A 14,736-nucleotide genomic window follows, 5' to 3' on the forward strand; every position below is an offset into this window, starting at 1 on the left:
TTTATTAACTGTTCAAAAACATTACAACTGGAATTGCTCCAAATAATACTGGAACGATAATAGAATATGCTTTACCTAAGAAAGCGATAATTGGAGTGTATCTCTTATTATTTAATCCTAATGTTTGGAAAGCACTTGCAAAGCCATGCCATAAGTGGAATGCTAATACAAACATAGAAATTACGTAAGCTGCAACAATCATTGGATTAGCATAAGATACTGCTACTACAGAATAAAGGTCTTTCATCACCACACCATCAATAGTTGTAGTTGAAATTTCACCTCTTAATTCGTGCATCACTGCCCAGTATTGAGCTAAGTGAACCACTAAGAATACTGCGATTACAGATCCTAAAACTCCCATGTACTTTGATACTTGAGAACCGTCTTTGTTTGTTACTTTGTAAGCTTCTCCGCCTCTAGCCTTTTTGTTTTGCGCAGTTAAAATAATTGCGTAAACAATGTGAGCTAAGAAGAATAATTTAAAAACGTTTGCTACTACTTGTACTAAAGGGTTAGTAGACATAAAGTGAGCGTACATGTTAAAAGCATCAGCTTTTCCCATTAATAACGTCATGTTACCAGACACGTGTCCGGCTAAGAATAAGATGAGTAAAATACCTGAGAGAGACATCATAATCTTTCTCCCGATTGTACTACTCAACGATTTCTGCCAACTCATAAAAATTAACGTTTAGATAAATATTGTGGTGAGATAGTTCTCTAATTTATTTCGTTGCAAAATTATACCTCAACTAAAACAGATACAATAATCGTGGTCAGCAGAACCTTATTTTGAATAAATCTAAACAACACAAACAGTTCACTTTCTGCTCTCTTTTTTAAATCTATATAACACTGAATAACAACATTATACAAACCTGTGAATAAGATTTAATAGTCAGCAAGACACTTGTAAAAGTAAAATGTTTCCTTTAAAAGGAAACAAAAGTCATCTTTTCAAATTAATGTAAATGCATAAAAAAAGGCTACGAATTTTCGCCAATTCATAACCTTTCATTAAATTACTATATTTTACCTTTATGATTCTAACATCCCAACCCAAGTGGTAAAGGCTGAAAAGTTCGTTTCAACGGGTTTAGTTTCAAAAATTCCAAAAAGAGTGGAACCCGAGCCAGTCATACTAGCATACATTGCTCCTTCCTCATACAATTGTTCCTTTATCTCTTTTATCTGCGGATAATTTTTAAAGATGCCTTGCTCAAAATCATTATTGACTTTCTCCTTCCAAACTGCCACTTCACCTTCTACCACCTTTTTTAAGTCCTCTTCTAATTCCATTGGAACTACTCCTGAGTAAGCTTCTTTCGTTGAGATATGAATATTAGGATTGACCATCATGATCCATTTCCCTGAAAGGGATAAATCAATTTTAGAAAACACTTCTCCTCGACCTGTTACCCACAGTGGGTTATTGGTAATGAAAAATGGACAATCACTTCCTAACTCCAAAGCGTATTCTTCTAGTTTTTCAACAGATAGATTTAATTCAAAAATATCATTCAACATTTTTAAAGCATAGGCACCATCAGCAGAACCTCCACCAAGTCCTGCTCCGATGGGAATAGCTTTATACAAATGCATTGCTACAGGTGAGATATCATAATCTTTTTTTAATAAGTGATAAGCCTTTAAACATAAATTACCCTCAGCATCTCCAGGAATATCAATACCTGTGCTCGAAAAGGACAATTCATCACTAGGCACAATTTCTAATACATCAGTCCATCCTATAGGATAAAAACATGATGCGATATCATGGTACCCATCTTCTCGTTTGTTTGTTATGGCTAAACCAATATTAATTTTAGCGTTTGGAAAGGAAATCATTATTCAATTGACGATTGTAGTTTTACTTGGAACAACGAAGTTACGAATTGAAATGATTAATCTATACGTTACTTGACGAATTTTCTGTATAACCAATTATTAAAAATCAAGCCTACTACAATTACCCCTCCCCACTGCGTTACAATTGTAGCATTCGAATACACATCAAAGAAGTTCCATTTTCCATCTTCTGTAAACCACGGCGATGCACTATACCCTTGGGACATCCACCACCAGACTAAAAATAAACCAATCCCAATATTCAAATACATTGCTGATTTATAGAGTACGGTTGGTATAATAATACTGGAATCCTTATCAATATATTCTTCCTTGAATTTTTGGATTCCATTTTTTTGAACCGCAAAATTGATAAACAAACCTGAAATCAAAAGTCCAAGTCCCCATACCCAATCTTGATTGGAAAAGAAATCCAATGAAATCGCTGAAGGCATCCCTAAGGCAATACATAAAACTGCTGTAATAATACTCGCTTTAGTTCTCTTAAATTCTAAATCTGTAAATGTCTTAATACATAGTTCTATCATGCTGATCAATGAACTGAACGCCGCCATTGTGAATGCAATAAAGAAAATCACTCCTAAAAACTCTCCATAAGGAATCTTAGCAAATAATAATGGAATGATAGTAAAAGTCAATGCTGTGTTTCCTGATTGTAAATAAGAAATGGCTTGGGCATCATCAGAAGCAATTGCAAATACGGCAGGAAGAATGGCAATACCGGCTATTAAGGACGCTACATTATTTCCGATTCCACTGACTAATATATTAAAAGTCACATCTTCTTTTTCTCTAGAATAAGACGCAATTGTGAGCATCAAACCCCATCCTGCTCCGGTACTCCATGCTGACTGTGTTACAGCTTCGATCCACACTTTTGAATTAAAAAACAATGCAGGATCTATATGAAACATGTACTGCAGTCCTTTCGGTCCGTTTTCTGTCGAAAGTGCCACGGCAGCTACTAACAGCATTAAGAAAAGTAGTGAAGGAATCAATATCTTATTTACTCTTTCTAAACCTTGTTGTATTCCTTGGTAAAGCATAAAAACAGCAAAAATCACTACTCCAATATGAAGTATCACTGTCAGCACGCTCCCATTTGCTACACTCTGCCAATACTGATCTAAGAAACTTTGATTAAGGTTTTCAAGTGCTGTTGTATTATCTAATAAGGCAGCTGAAAGACCTACATACCTCAAACCCCAAGCAGTCACCACTGAATAATAAAATGTGATACCTAAAGTACAGACTGTAATGAAAAATCCCATCCAAGTATACTTTTTTCCTGCCGCTTGAGCAAAGGAAGCAATCACTCCTTGTTTAAACTTTTTTCCGATAGAAAACTCTGAAAGTAAAATTGGAATTGACCATATAAATAAGAATAAAAACCATAGAATGATAAATGTTCCGCCATACTGCCCTGCCAAACGTGGAAACCTCCATAAGTTCCCTGCTCCAATAGCCATTCCTAATGAAGCTAAAATTACACCCCATTTACTACTGAATTGTTCAACATTTTCTTTCATAGTCTCGTTTGTTTATTATGGTTTACCTCACTAATGATTAAATTAGGTTGAGTTTAAGTAAAGTTTAAGGCTCCAAGTTAAAAAATAAAATTTAAGGATAGAGATGATTGACTCCATTAAGTATTACATCAAAACATATATAAGTATAAGATATGGTTTAGCCGGTGCACTTTTTTTAGGTGTATTAGTTTTTGGCATTAATTATTATGATGCTCAATCCATCCCTTTGGCCACAACTGCCGCATTAAAACAAAGTGCCTATACATTCCTTTTTGGTGGCTATGTATCGGCACTTTGTGAAAGATATACCTCGAAAGGTGAATTTATAAAAGGGGTTTTAATCCCATCATGTATTGCTATTCTTGCAACTTATACTGTTCATTCCTTTAAGGGAACTCCTAATCCGGAATTATCCACAGTTCCAACGCTTATTTTTGCTCCTTTAGGTTTTCTATTTATAGCAAAAAACAAAAAGAAAGAACTACAGCATAAAAATGAATCCTAATGTCTTTATAGTGATCTCGCTATTCTCAGTCCCAAGAAATTCATTTTCACATCTGGCTTATCAAAATTACGGTAAGCCGGACGACAGAACAGCACTTCACTCATAAATGATCCCCCTCTATACACTTTATCCGTTCCATTCTGAATGCCTTGAGGATTACTTTGCATTGCTTGTTTATAAGACGTTTCGCTATACCAGTCATTCACCCATTCCCATACATTGCCCTGCAAATCATAAATTCCTAATTCATTTGCCGCTTTTGTTCCTACTTCTTGATGCTGATTATTTTCAGTATTAGAAGTCATCCAAGCTCTTTGTTCTATATTTTGAGAGGAAACATCCATCTTTACCCCCTTCTTTCCTCCTCTTGTCACATATTCCCACTCAGATTCTGTAAGCAACCTATAGTCTTTTCCTGTTAGCGTATTCAGTTTCTTTAAGAATTCCTGACAATCGTTCCATGATACCATCTCCACAGGATGATTCCCCATTTTCATTTCACTAGGATTTTCTCCCATTACAGCCTCCCAAAGTGCTTGTGTCACTTCAAATTTCCCAACGAAAAAACCGTCTATCGTTACTTCATGAACAGGTACTGATGGATTTATCCCATTATCCAATAATAAATCGCCTTTTTTATCTCCCATTTTGAAAGTACTTCCTTTGACAAAAACCATATCAAAGCTGACGCCTTGAGCTGTATCAGTATAATTTTTCTTCTTTTGTGCATAAGTTGAAGGCACCATTAAAATGCAAGAAAGAAATAGCAGGATGTTCTTTATGTGATTGTTCATAGAGGTTTTTAAAATTTATTTGTCATTTAATAAAAAAGGTCAAATAAATAGCAGTATTTGACCTTCTTGAGCATATTATAAAAGTTTTTTAATGATATCTACAATGGTAATACCTTCTGCTTCAGCCTTAAAGTTTCTTACCACTCTATGCCTTAAAACACTTACCGCTACTGCTTTGATATCTTCAATATCAGGAGAATATTTACCGGATAAGATTGCATGACATTTTGCTGCAATCACCAAATACTGGGATGCCCTTGGCCCTGCTCCCCAATCGACAAATTTATTTGTATACTCATCTGCTAATTCTGAATTAGGACGAGTCTTATGTACTAACTTCACAGCGTACTCTACGACATTATCTGCAATTGGAACTCTACGGATCAAGTGCTGATAATAAAGAATTTCCTCTGCCCCCATCACTCTATCGACCACTTTCTTTTCATCGTTAGTGGTTGCTTTCACTACATTTACCTCATCTGCATACGAAGGGTAATCCAAGATGATATTAAACATAAATCGATCTAACTGCGCCTCTGGCAACGGGTAAGTACCTTCCTGTTCAATTGGGTTTTGAGTGGCTAATACAAAGAAAGGTTTCTCCAATTGAAATTCCTGATTGGCAATCGTCACCTTATACTCCTGCATTGCCTCCAAAAGTGCGGACTGCGTTTTAGGAGGAGTACGGTTAATTTCATCCGCTAAAATAATATTAGAGAAAATTGGACCTTTCACAAACTTGAACTTACGGTCTTGATCCATGGTTTCTGCCCCTAAAATATCTGAAGGCATCAAGTCTGGCGTAAACTGAATTCTACTAAAGTCCAAATCTAAGGCTTGTGCCACAGTATTGATCAAAAGGGTTTTTGCCAATCCTGGAACACCTTGTAATAAGGCATGTCCTTGACTGAAAATAGCCGTCAATACAAAATGTACGGTATCTTCCTGACCAATTACAACTTTCCCTATTTCCGCTTTTAATTGATTATATTTTTTATGTAATGCATCTGCTGCTTCCTTATCAGATCCAAAAGTGATTTTTGACGTCATGTTTTAATTGTTATTCTAGCGACCTTATTGCTTGCTAAAAGCAAAATAAAAAATCAATGAAGTATTCACTTATCAATTCATCCTATATTTTAGGACAATTGAAATTAGTTTTTTTTGGGGAATAAATCAAGTGTAATAGGATAAGGAGTGTTTTCAACTTTTATAAAAATAAAAAGGACCCCCTTGCAAGCAAGGAAGGTCCCGATGATGTAAAGTTTATCTCAAAAAATGAGCTACATCAATCTATATTTATTCAATTCCAACAACTCTTCTACCTGTACCATAGTCAACATCAATTTTCTTGTCAACACCTGGCTCAACCATTAAACTAACGATTGATAAATTAGTTGAAGGATTACCTGGTACTTCAGTACCACTGTTATTCACATTACCACCTACAACTTTAAAACTAGTTTCTGAAATGCTATTGGCATTTGATCTATATCCAGCACCTCCGTCTATCAATAATTCATCTGAATCATAATTAGCAGGATCTATGTTACCATTTAAGTTATAGAATTCTGATGCAATCCAACTTAATGTAGCTTCCGATGTTACTGCACCTATTGAAGTTACTGTTATTGCAGGAGGAGTAGAAGGATCATATCCTGTACCTCCAGCTCCAGAAGAAACATTAAAACCTGTTATTTCTCCTCCACTAATTAATGCGGTAGCAACAGGAGCTGTTGGTTGTTTAGACTCAATTACAACTGATGGTGCAGCTGTGTAATAACCTACCGACATCACTTCTGCAGTTCCATTATCATCTAATCTTAACTCACCTCCAACAACTTCAAAGTCATTGCTATGATTCTGTAAATCTCCGATATCACCTGAAGCTACATCAACAGCCTGGCTTGTATACTCTAAAACATTTGGTTTAAAGAAGTAACCAGAACCAGCGTTATCAACCATAAATTGATATCTTGAACCAAATGTTGACCAAGTTGCTGTTGCCCCAGTACCATTTCCACCTGTGATAGTAATTGTTGGAGCCTCAGTATAGTTACCATTTGAACTTGCTACATAAATACCAGTCACCTTACCATTAAGGTTTGCCATTGCTTCAAAACCAGTAGTTTCTACATTATTTGAAGTGATCTTAACATAACCTTGGTAATTAGCGTCAGATCCAGATGGTATGTAGTAATAACCAGGGTAATCAACTGTAAATCCTGAAACTAGTCCATTTAAAACTATTTCGCTTTGCTCTACATAAGCTGTTGTGTTATAGCTACCTGCAGGAGGAGCTGCAATTGTGACTGTAGGAATATCAGTATAACCTGATCCTCCATTTGTAATTTTGATTTTTGAAACCTTATAACATAAATCTGCTTCTCCTGTTGCTGATGTCTCTCCTTGTATAGGGTGAATTACAACAGTTGGAGCAATTGTATAATTTTCTCCTTTATCATTTGGATCAACAAAGATCATACTTACAGTTGATGCTAAATCAAAACTTGTTACTGAAGCATCAGAATTAGATCCAGTGTATCCTTTGTAATTTTTAGATCCTACAGTTTCAAATGTAACAGAAACTCCTTGATCAGAAGTTACAATATCACCCGTAAATTCGTTATAGTAAACACCATAGTTATAGCTTCCACCACTAGTAATTCTTAGGTTCGAAATTTTACCATTAATGTAGGCTTTGTAAGTAACCGCTAAATTATCAACAGCATCACCACTTGGTGCAGTACTTACTGTAATAGTAGGTTCTGCAGAATATAAACCATTATCAACAGCCAATACATCTGATCCAGAAGGATTCTCAATTTTCAAACCTCCCTCATAAGTTACTGTACTAACGTCTGAACTTAATTGTGGTGTACCAAGATCATTTAAAACACTATCTAAGATATTAATAGAGGTCATATCCATTGATTGTATTTCTGAATTTGTATAAGGAACTTCTAAAAGGTTAGAACTAAAAGTACCTGCTGCAATCTCATTAGTTGATGATGATGTCACTTTGAAAAGACCTGTTCTTTCATTGCTGGCATTCTTTATTTCAATATAATAAGTCGCACTTGGTTGACCTACAGTCCATGCTGCAGTTGTAGTGAAACTTCTTACTCTTGCATGTGGGATATTTGTAATATTAAGCTCTGGTGTTTTACTGTTAACATCACTTGTAATTGTAACTGATGGTTTGTCAGCATCATCTAAAGCAGAAACCAATGTTCCTGGTGCTCCAGTATAAGAATAACCAAACCCATACTCCAATTCTTTCTTACCACTAGCTGTAGAAGCTTGATAATTTTCAAGTGGGCCTTGAATATCAAAGTCAAAACCTCCAGTATATTTTTTACCCAATGCCTTAACAACTACAGTTGTATTAGACTTAAATGCTGGGCTATATCCTGCTCCACCATTTCCATCTGAGATAGTAACTTTTGTAAATGTACCATTCATTTGAGATCCAGCTACTGATGCTTCATCAATTGGCATTCCTGAAGGATCAAGATTATCAAGAGCATTCGTTTTTAAAGTAACTGTTGGAATACCCATTGAGTAAAGGTAACCACTACCTCCATTTGTCACTCTAATAGTATCTACCTCACCAGACATTACAGCTTCAGCCGTAGCACCTGAACCATTACCACCGCTAATAGTAACAGCAGGTACTGATGTATAACCTGTACCAGCATAAGTCACAGATTGAATACTTTTTACCTTACCCTCAAAATTAGCCGTATAAATTAACTCTGACTCAATATGTTTAGTTGGTCTAATACCAGTAACAGACTTTTGCTCATAAGACACTTGGAAATAATCATTTAAATCATCTCCACCATCCCAATCAAAAGTCTTCTTATTCGCCTGCTTGATGATTGCAATATTGTCAACAGGTCCCTCAACACGAGCAAATGCATTCACTCCACTAACATTAAGGGCTACATCTAATGCATTTTCGTTTTCACCACCTGTATAACCAGAACCTTCAGCTGTAATTGTAACTAAATCACGGTTTTCTCCACTATTACGTGTAGGATCATTTAACCACGCTCCAGTTGTTAATGATCTTGGAACAATCATAGTACTTAATGTAGCTCCTGAACCTGAAGCTGGAGGAGCTGCAATTTCAATTGTAGCACCTGGTACATTAGGAATATCAGTATTTTCACCATCCCAGTTAGTAGAACCATTCTGTAATGGATTAGAAGTAAAAATAGTACTAAAAGTTTCAACTCTAGGGTTATCCTCTACTTCTCCAACACGCTTATTTAATGCAATCTCTTGATCTGCACTAAAATCGCTGAATTGCATACGGATTGGCAATCCATTAATCGCTGTTGGAACTCTTAAGCTATACATACCACCTGATGTTGTAGTAGATGAAAGTGCTCCTTCATAAGCAGCTTTTAAAATACGTGGTGATAGGTAATCTTGGAATTGGATATCTCCGATAAGATCCTCTTGAGGTTCACCATCTTCATCTTGGTTTTTCTCATCATAGTATCTTGTCACAAAATCCTCTTGGAAGTTATCCAAATAACGAGTGTAGAAACGAGAATCTGTCACATCAATTGACGCTGAAATTCTCACACCATCTGGAACTGCAGTTCTTGCAGCTGTAATAGTATTTGAAACGTACACTGCATTACCACTAATTACAGATGTACCCAATGAATCTGAAACATTGAATACAGGAATAATAGTAGAAGCATGTCTGTACTGTATAACATCTGTTCTATCAGTAATGTTAGGTACCCACATTGTATCTACGTCACTCCATGTGTAAGCAGAATCTACTGTAGAGAAAGGACCTGCCATTGATAATGCTTCTGGAGATAAGAACTCTAAGTTCATTGATACAGGTGTATGGTCTGCCAATTCAACATTTACTGTTGCTACACCTGGCTTTACATTAGCGAAGAAAGCAAAACCTTGTTCGTTTGCAGTAACTGTCGCTAAAGAATCACCTTGAATGAAAGTAACAATAGCATTAGAACCAGAGTGAGTATCTAATGATCTGTTATTACTATTTGTAAAAGAAGTCTCATTTGCTGAAACAACCTTAACAGTATAGTCGATTAAATAGCCGTTAGTTTTAAGGCTGTCCATTACTCTAGCTTTAGCTAAAGAGTCTTGAAGTAAGGCATCTTGTTGTGCGAGGTTCGCTTGATCATTGAGGAAATCTTGCTCGGAATATTCTTTATTACATCCGATTAAACCCGCGAAAAGGAAGGAAGAGGCAATAGCGATGCTCTTCCAGTTTTTCCAACTGTAATTCATGATTTTTGTTGTAATAGTTTTTTAATAGATTGATGTTTCTATTTTCTGGAGAATTATTTAAATGAAATAGTTATGTTAGATAAAGTGTAACATTTTAATAACCCAATGAAATAGTTAGCATAAAAGAATTAGACCTTAATTCTTTACCAGCTTGTGCTTCAACGTTTAACACAGAAGCATTGATGTCTTGCATCCCTAGGTTATAACGGCCTTCAATTCTTAATGAATAGTCGTTGATTACCTCTGGAATTTTTACACCAAGAGAAAAGATTAGTCCAAATGTGCTACGTTGATATTCGTCATACACATTTTGTGATTGTGTTGGTGATGTACTTGTTCCACCATCAACAGCATAGGTTCTCTTTGCAAGCTCATGTGCTGCAAAGTTAAATTGATAGGTTCCACCTGCTCCTACATAAGGAGCTAAATTTCCGACAGGCAACTCATATGTAAGCATCACCGGTACGAGGATATTCTGCAATCGCACACTTCTATCGTGTACTCTTTGCGTAAATTGTCCTGAACTAGATTCAAAAGTTCTTGTTACATCAGGCTTGTTACCGCCATTCTGAAAGTAAAGAACTTCAGCTCTTACGTTAAGTTTGTCAAAAATTGAGTAGGTTCCATAGGCACCCAGTGTAAGGCCATAACGTGTCCCTGAGTAGAGATCAAAGGTACTTGCCGTTCCTCCTAACGTGATTCCATAACCAAATTTACTGTAGACATACTCATCCTCTCCAGAAGTGGATTCTGAAGTACCAGCATCATCGATCTGCCCCTCTGACGAGGATACAGTTTGAGTCGTAGTTTCTGAGTCATTTGCTTCAGTCTGTGCATTGGCATGAAAAAAAGTTAATAGGAGTAAGGAAGTAATAATAGTTAGCTTACCCATTTTTAACATTTTTTGAAATAATTAATTTACACTACAAATGTATAGGATAATAATTAATTTTCAAGGTGTATTTCAAAAAAAAAATTCCACAATAAAACCCATAAAAGTATATATATCAATATATTTAACGCTCATAACACTGATTACTCATGTAGGTTATTTTTAGAAAAAGAAAATAAAAAAGAGGTACAATAATTTTCATTATTATACCTCTATTGAGCGAGTACAATTAATTATATGTTTAATTATATACCCTCTAAAATATTACATCCTTCAAATTCAGGATCAATTTCTATAAAGACGTCATTTTTTGCCGATTTAATCCATTTTTCAAGGATCTCATTCTTCTGACTATTCAGCGTTGCTTGCTGTAATTTTTGATAATCATCTTTCAAGTTCGCATAGTGCGGTGGCTTGTAATCTGAATAATAAATGATTCTCACAGCATCTTGTCCATCTTCCGTACGGTACTTCAAAGGCTTTGAAGTGTTTCCTACTGTCATAGTATCAATAGCAAAGAATACAACAGGGTCCAACTCATCTGTTGCCATATAAGAACTACCAGTTACATTATTTTTGAAATACCCTGCATTGGCACGTGTAGGTTGATCATCAGAATAAAGGTTTACTGCTTTTTCAAAACCTAATGTATCTGTTTCGGCAATCAAGGTTCTAATACTGTCCAAGAAAACCTCTGCATCTTTAACATCCTGATAGTTTGACTTCGGTCTGATCAAGATATGTCTTGCTCTAAAGCGTCCACCTCTTCTTTCTAACAACTGAATTAAGTGGTAACCGAAATCAGACTCTACAGGGTCTGCAATTTCATTTGGTTCAACCGTCAATGCTATTTCTTCAAATTCCGGCACCAATTCTCCTCTACCATGCCATCCAAGGTCACCACCTTTTCTCGCTGAACCATAATCTTGAGAATATTGTTTTGCTAAAACGCCAAAATCTTCACCATCTAAAATTCGCTTTTTGATGTCCATCAATTGCTGTTTTGCCTTTTCTTTTTCCGATTCGGATACTTGAGGCTCTCTCACAATCTGACCTACCTTCACTTCTGCAGACAAGAATGGAATACTATCTTGAGGGATAGACTCAAAGTACTTTTTCACCTGCTTCGGTGTAATTGTCACATCAGAAATGATCTGCTGTTGCATGGTCTGCACTGTCATTTGCTCTTTCACTTGGTCTCTCAAGTCATCTCTCAAATCGTTCACAGAACTACCCAAAGTCTTTTCTAATTTCTCTTGAGAACCGGCTTGAAGGATAAAATACTGCATACGTCTTTCCAATTCATCAGAAACTCTAGCATCATCCACCTCAATGGAGTCAATCTGAGCTTTAGCATACATGATTTTATTTACGATCAATCCTTTAAGAATATCACATTTCGCCTCTTTTTTATCTTGAGGATATTGTCCATTGGCCAACATTTGTTGATATCCTGCTTCCACTTCAGACAATAGTATAATATTATTATCTACCTTGGCTATAATTTTATCGACAGGCACTGCATCATCTTGTGCGAAAACGGAAGATGCAAAAAGGAGTATAAATCCTATTAAGGTGTAAGTACGTTGATTCATATTGACTCTATACTTCTATTTAAAGTATTTTCTGTTTAGCGTTTTATTCTTCTGAGACAAAAATCTCATATTCATTATTTTTTGTAGCTTCTTCATATAATTGACTTTCCAACTCACTGCGAAGCTTCAATTTTCTTTTTCCTAAGATCACATTCTTTACTTGCTGAGACACAAACTGCAAAGGTGGTGTTTGATCTACAATCTTATAATCATCAATTTTGAAGATATAAGTATTTGACTCATCATTTGCCTCCCACAATTTATCTCTTTTCAATAAATTGGTTACCTCAGACTGTGAGTTCATAAATGGCGTCCCGAAGAGGAGCTCATCCAAATCCAACCACACAGAATCCTCCAAATGTACAAAATCTGCATAAGCAAAAGCAGAAGATTTCAATTTTTCTTTGTCTTTCTCCTTCTTACTTTTCAACCACCCTTTCACTTTCTTCAATTCAGGAGCAGAGTTAGGGTATCTTAAAAATGATCCTCTCACAATATTTGTTTTAAGGATAAAATCTTCAGAATTCTTGAGATAGTACGATTTAATCTGTTCATCAGTCACCACAGTATCAAGGTGGGAAGCGATGTATTCTCTTTCATATTCATGCATGATTAATTGAAACTTATACTCTTCCAGTCTCCTATCTAAGTCCAATTTCTCTACATCTACTTGAGAAGCCGCTTTTTCTAAAGTAATAACTTTTCTAACCCAAGTGCTGATATATCTGTCTCTGATATTTATAGAATCTTTTCTTGACATTCTTGCATTAAAAAGATTCTTGATTTCAGTATCATATAACACTTTGTCATTCACTCTAGCTAAAGGAATTCTTGAGTTCTGAATATTCTCTTCCTCTATCGCTTTTGAAAATGATTTCTTGATTTGATCACATGAAGACGCAATCAATAGTAAGCCCATCAAGCTATATATGTAGAAGTTTTTCTTAATCATAGAGGCAAATTTAATTAATTAGAATTGCCGTGCATTATTCGTGACACACAATACGCCGTTTTTGATGAAAAAAAAGTATTAAAATTCTTTAAATTTAATCTTTTGCATCCATTCTAAATACCCCTTCACACAGGTTAAGATCGAAAAAATCTCCTATATTTGGGCTTTAATGGATAAAAAGACTTGAGCAACCTAAAATCAAGTTTTTACATAAAGTAAGAATTTTAATATGAATGCATCTCAGCTGAAAGAGTTGAAAACTCGCGTCAACGCATTGGATGGATACCTTGATATATCTTCAAAAAAGAAAGAAATAGAAACCAAAGAAGCTGAAACTACTGCCGCAGGTTTTTGGGATGACCCTAAAAAAGCGGAAGTTTTACTGAAAGAAATTAAGGGATTGAAATCTTGGGTTGACAAGTTTGACGAAATCAACACCTTACTTGAAGACCTTGAAACACTGTTTGAGTTTTTTGAAGCTGGTGATGTTGACGAGGAGGAATTGAATGCTGAAGGAAAGAAAACGGAAGAGGCTATTGAAGCTTTGGAGTTGCAAAAGATGCTGAGTAATGAAGAAGATAGTCTTAGTGCTATGATGGAAATCAACTCTGGTGCTGGTGGAACTGAATCAAATGACTGGGTGGAGATGCTTTTCAGAATGTATAAAATGTGGGGTGAATCGCATGGTTACAAAGTGAAAGTAGTAAATACCAATGAAGGCGATGTGGTCGGTTTCAAGCAAGCGACTTTGGAATTTGAAGGTGACTTTGCTTATGGTTACTTGCAGTCTGAAATTGGAGTACACAGAATGGTACGATTAAGCCCATTTGACTCCAGTGGAAAAAGACACACTACTTTCGGTTCTGTCTTTGTCTACCCTGTTGTGGACGATTCCATTGAAATTGAAGTAAACCCTGCAGACATTACTTGGGAAACTTTCCGTTCTGGCGGTGCTGGTGGTCAAAACGTAAATAAGGTAGAAACTGCCGTACGATTACGACATACATCAGGCATTATTGTGGAATGTCAGCAAGAACGCTCTCAGTTGCAAAACAAAGAGAAAGCGATCAAAATGTTGAAATCTAGACTTTATCAGCAAGAAGTAGAACGAAGAAATGCGGAGAAAGCAAAAGTTGAAAATACAAAAAAGAGAGTCGACTTTGGATCACAGATCAGAAACTACACCATGCATCCCTACAAATTAGTAAAAGATATTAGAACAGGTGTTGAAAAAACTGATGTTCAGAAAGTATTGGATGGAGACTTGGATGACTTTATCAAAGCATTTTTGATGCAGAATTAACCTCT

Annotated in this window: 11 protein-coding genes; 2 read left to right on the forward strand and 9 right to left on the reverse strand. The window is 35.8% G+C overall.

Annotated elements, in window-relative coordinates:
- Window positions 1-4: 4 nt before the first annotated feature.
- The 3 genes from HHU12_RS15695 to HHU12_RS15705 form a co-directional block, all read right to left on the reverse strand.
- Window positions 5-682 (reverse strand): succinate dehydrogenase cytochrome b subunit, encoded by a 678-nt coding sequence (locus HHU12_RS15695; RefSeq protein WP_169657697.1) that lies wholly within the window; start codon window positions 680-682, stop codon window positions 5-7.
- 359 nt (window positions 683-1,041) lie between these two features.
- A complete protein-coding gene (gene ispE / locus HHU12_RS15700) occupies window positions 1,042-1,851 on the reverse strand; it encodes a 4-(cytidine 5'-diphospho)-2-C-methyl-D-erythritol kinase (protein WP_169657698.1) in 810 nt (269 codons plus the stop codon).
- A gap of 68 nt (window positions 1,852-1,919) precedes the next feature.
- A complete protein-coding gene (locus HHU12_RS15705; RefSeq protein WP_169657699.1) occupies window positions 1,920-3,401 on the reverse strand; it encodes a sodium-dependent transporter in 1,482 nt (493 codons plus the stop codon).
- Window positions 3,402-3,504: 103 nt separating this feature from the next.
- Between HHU12_RS15705 and HHU12_RS15710 the strand changes: the two genes are divergently transcribed.
- Entirely contained in the window at window positions 3,505-3,906 is a 402-nt protein-coding gene (locus tag HHU12_RS15710; RefSeq protein WP_169657700.1) for a hypothetical protein, read from the forward strand.
- Window positions 3,907-3,911: 5 nt separating this feature from the next.
- Here HHU12_RS15710 and HHU12_RS15715 read toward each other — a convergent pair whose 3' ends face one another.
- From HHU12_RS15715 to HHU12_RS15740, 6 genes are all read right to left on the reverse strand, one after another.
- Window positions 3,912-4,700 carry a formylglycine-generating enzyme family protein gene (locus tag HHU12_RS15715; protein ID WP_169657701.1) on the reverse strand — a complete coding sequence of 263 codons (789 nt, stop codon included), beginning with the start codon at window positions 4,698-4,700 and terminating at the stop codon, window positions 3,912-3,914.
- A gap of 75 nt (window positions 4,701-4,775) precedes the next feature.
- Entirely contained in the window at window positions 4,776-5,750 is a 975-nt protein-coding gene (locus tag HHU12_RS15720; RefSeq protein WP_205959894.1) for an AAA family ATPase, read from the reverse strand.
- 249 nt (window positions 5,751-5,999) lie between these two features.
- Window positions 6,000-9,989, reverse strand: coding sequence for a hypothetical protein (locus HHU12_RS15725; protein WP_169657702.1), 3,990 nt, complete (start codon window positions 9,987-9,989; stop codon window positions 6,000-6,002).
- Window positions 9,990-10,083: 94 nt separating this feature from the next.
- Window positions 10,084-10,881: an outer membrane beta-barrel protein gene (locus HHU12_RS15730; RefSeq protein WP_169657703.1), complete on the reverse strand. Its 798-nt coding sequence runs from the start codon at window positions 10,879-10,881 to the stop codon at window positions 10,084-10,086.
- 245 nt (window positions 10,882-11,126) lie between these two features.
- Entirely contained in the window at window positions 11,127-12,476 is a 1,350-nt protein-coding gene (locus HHU12_RS15735; protein WP_169657704.1) for a peptidylprolyl isomerase, read from the reverse strand.
- Between the two features lie 43 nt (window positions 12,477-12,519).
- Window positions 12,520-13,428 carry a hypothetical protein gene (locus HHU12_RS15740; RefSeq protein WP_169657705.1) on the reverse strand — a complete coding sequence of 303 codons (909 nt, stop codon included), beginning with the start codon at window positions 13,426-13,428 and terminating at the stop codon, window positions 12,520-12,522.
- 229 nt (window positions 13,429-13,657) lie between these two features.
- On the opposite strand from HHU12_RS15740, the gene prfB reads away from it, so the two are divergent.
- Entirely contained in the window at window positions 13,658-14,731 is a 1,074-nt protein-coding gene (prfB, locus tag HHU12_RS15745) for a peptide chain release factor 2 (RefSeq protein WP_169657706.1), read from the forward strand.
- Window positions 14,732-14,736 lie beyond the last annotated feature (5 nt).

This window comes from Flammeovirga aprica JL-4, from assembly GCF_012844305.1.
In the GTDB taxonomy this organism is placed as follows: Bacteria; Bacteroidota; Bacteroidia; order Cytophagales; family Flammeovirgaceae; genus Flammeovirga; species Flammeovirga aprica.

What these genes read in the sequence shown, in the direction of transcription:
- HHU12_RS15695 (WP_169657697.1), bottom strand. Translation starts at nt 682, where the DNA reads ATGAGTTGGCAGAAATCGTTGAGTAGTACAATCGGGAGAAAGATTATG.
- ispE (WP_169657698.1), bottom strand. Translation starts at nt 1,851, where the DNA reads ATGATTTCCTTTCCAAACGCTAAAATTAATATTGGTTTAGCCATAACA.
- HHU12_RS15705 (WP_169657699.1), bottom strand. Translation starts at nt 3,401, where the DNA reads ATGAAAGAAAATGTTGAACAATTCAGTAGTAAATGGGGTGTAATTTTA.
- HHU12_RS15710 (WP_169657700.1), top strand. Translation starts at nt 3,505, where the DNA reads ATGATTGACTCCATTAAGTATTACATCAAAACATATATAAGTATAAGA.
- HHU12_RS15715 (WP_169657701.1), bottom strand. Translation starts at nt 4,700, where the DNA reads ATGAACAATCACATAAAGAACATCCTGCTATTTCTTTCTTGCATTTTA.
- HHU12_RS15720 (WP_205959894.1), bottom strand. Translation starts at nt 5,750, where the DNA reads ATGACGTCAAAAATCACTTTTGGATCTGATAAGGAAGCAGCAGATGCA.
- HHU12_RS15725 (WP_169657702.1), bottom strand. Translation starts at nt 9,989, where the DNA reads ATGAATTACAGTTGGAAAAACTGGAAGAGCATCGCTATTGCCTCTTCC.
- HHU12_RS15730 (WP_169657703.1), bottom strand. Translation starts at nt 10,881, where the DNA reads ATGGGTAAGCTAACTATTATTACTTCCTTACTCCTATTAACTTTTTTT.
- HHU12_RS15735 (WP_169657704.1), bottom strand. Translation starts at nt 12,476, where the DNA reads ATGAATCAACGTACTTACACCTTAATAGGATTTATACTCCTTTTTGCA.
- HHU12_RS15740 (WP_169657705.1), bottom strand. Translation starts at nt 13,428, where the DNA reads ATGATTAAGAAAAACTTCTACATATATAGCTTGATGGGCTTACTATTG.
- prfB (WP_169657706.1), top strand. Translation starts at nt 13,658, where the DNA reads ATGAATGCATCTCAGCTGAAAGAGTTGAAAACTCGCGTCAACGCATTG.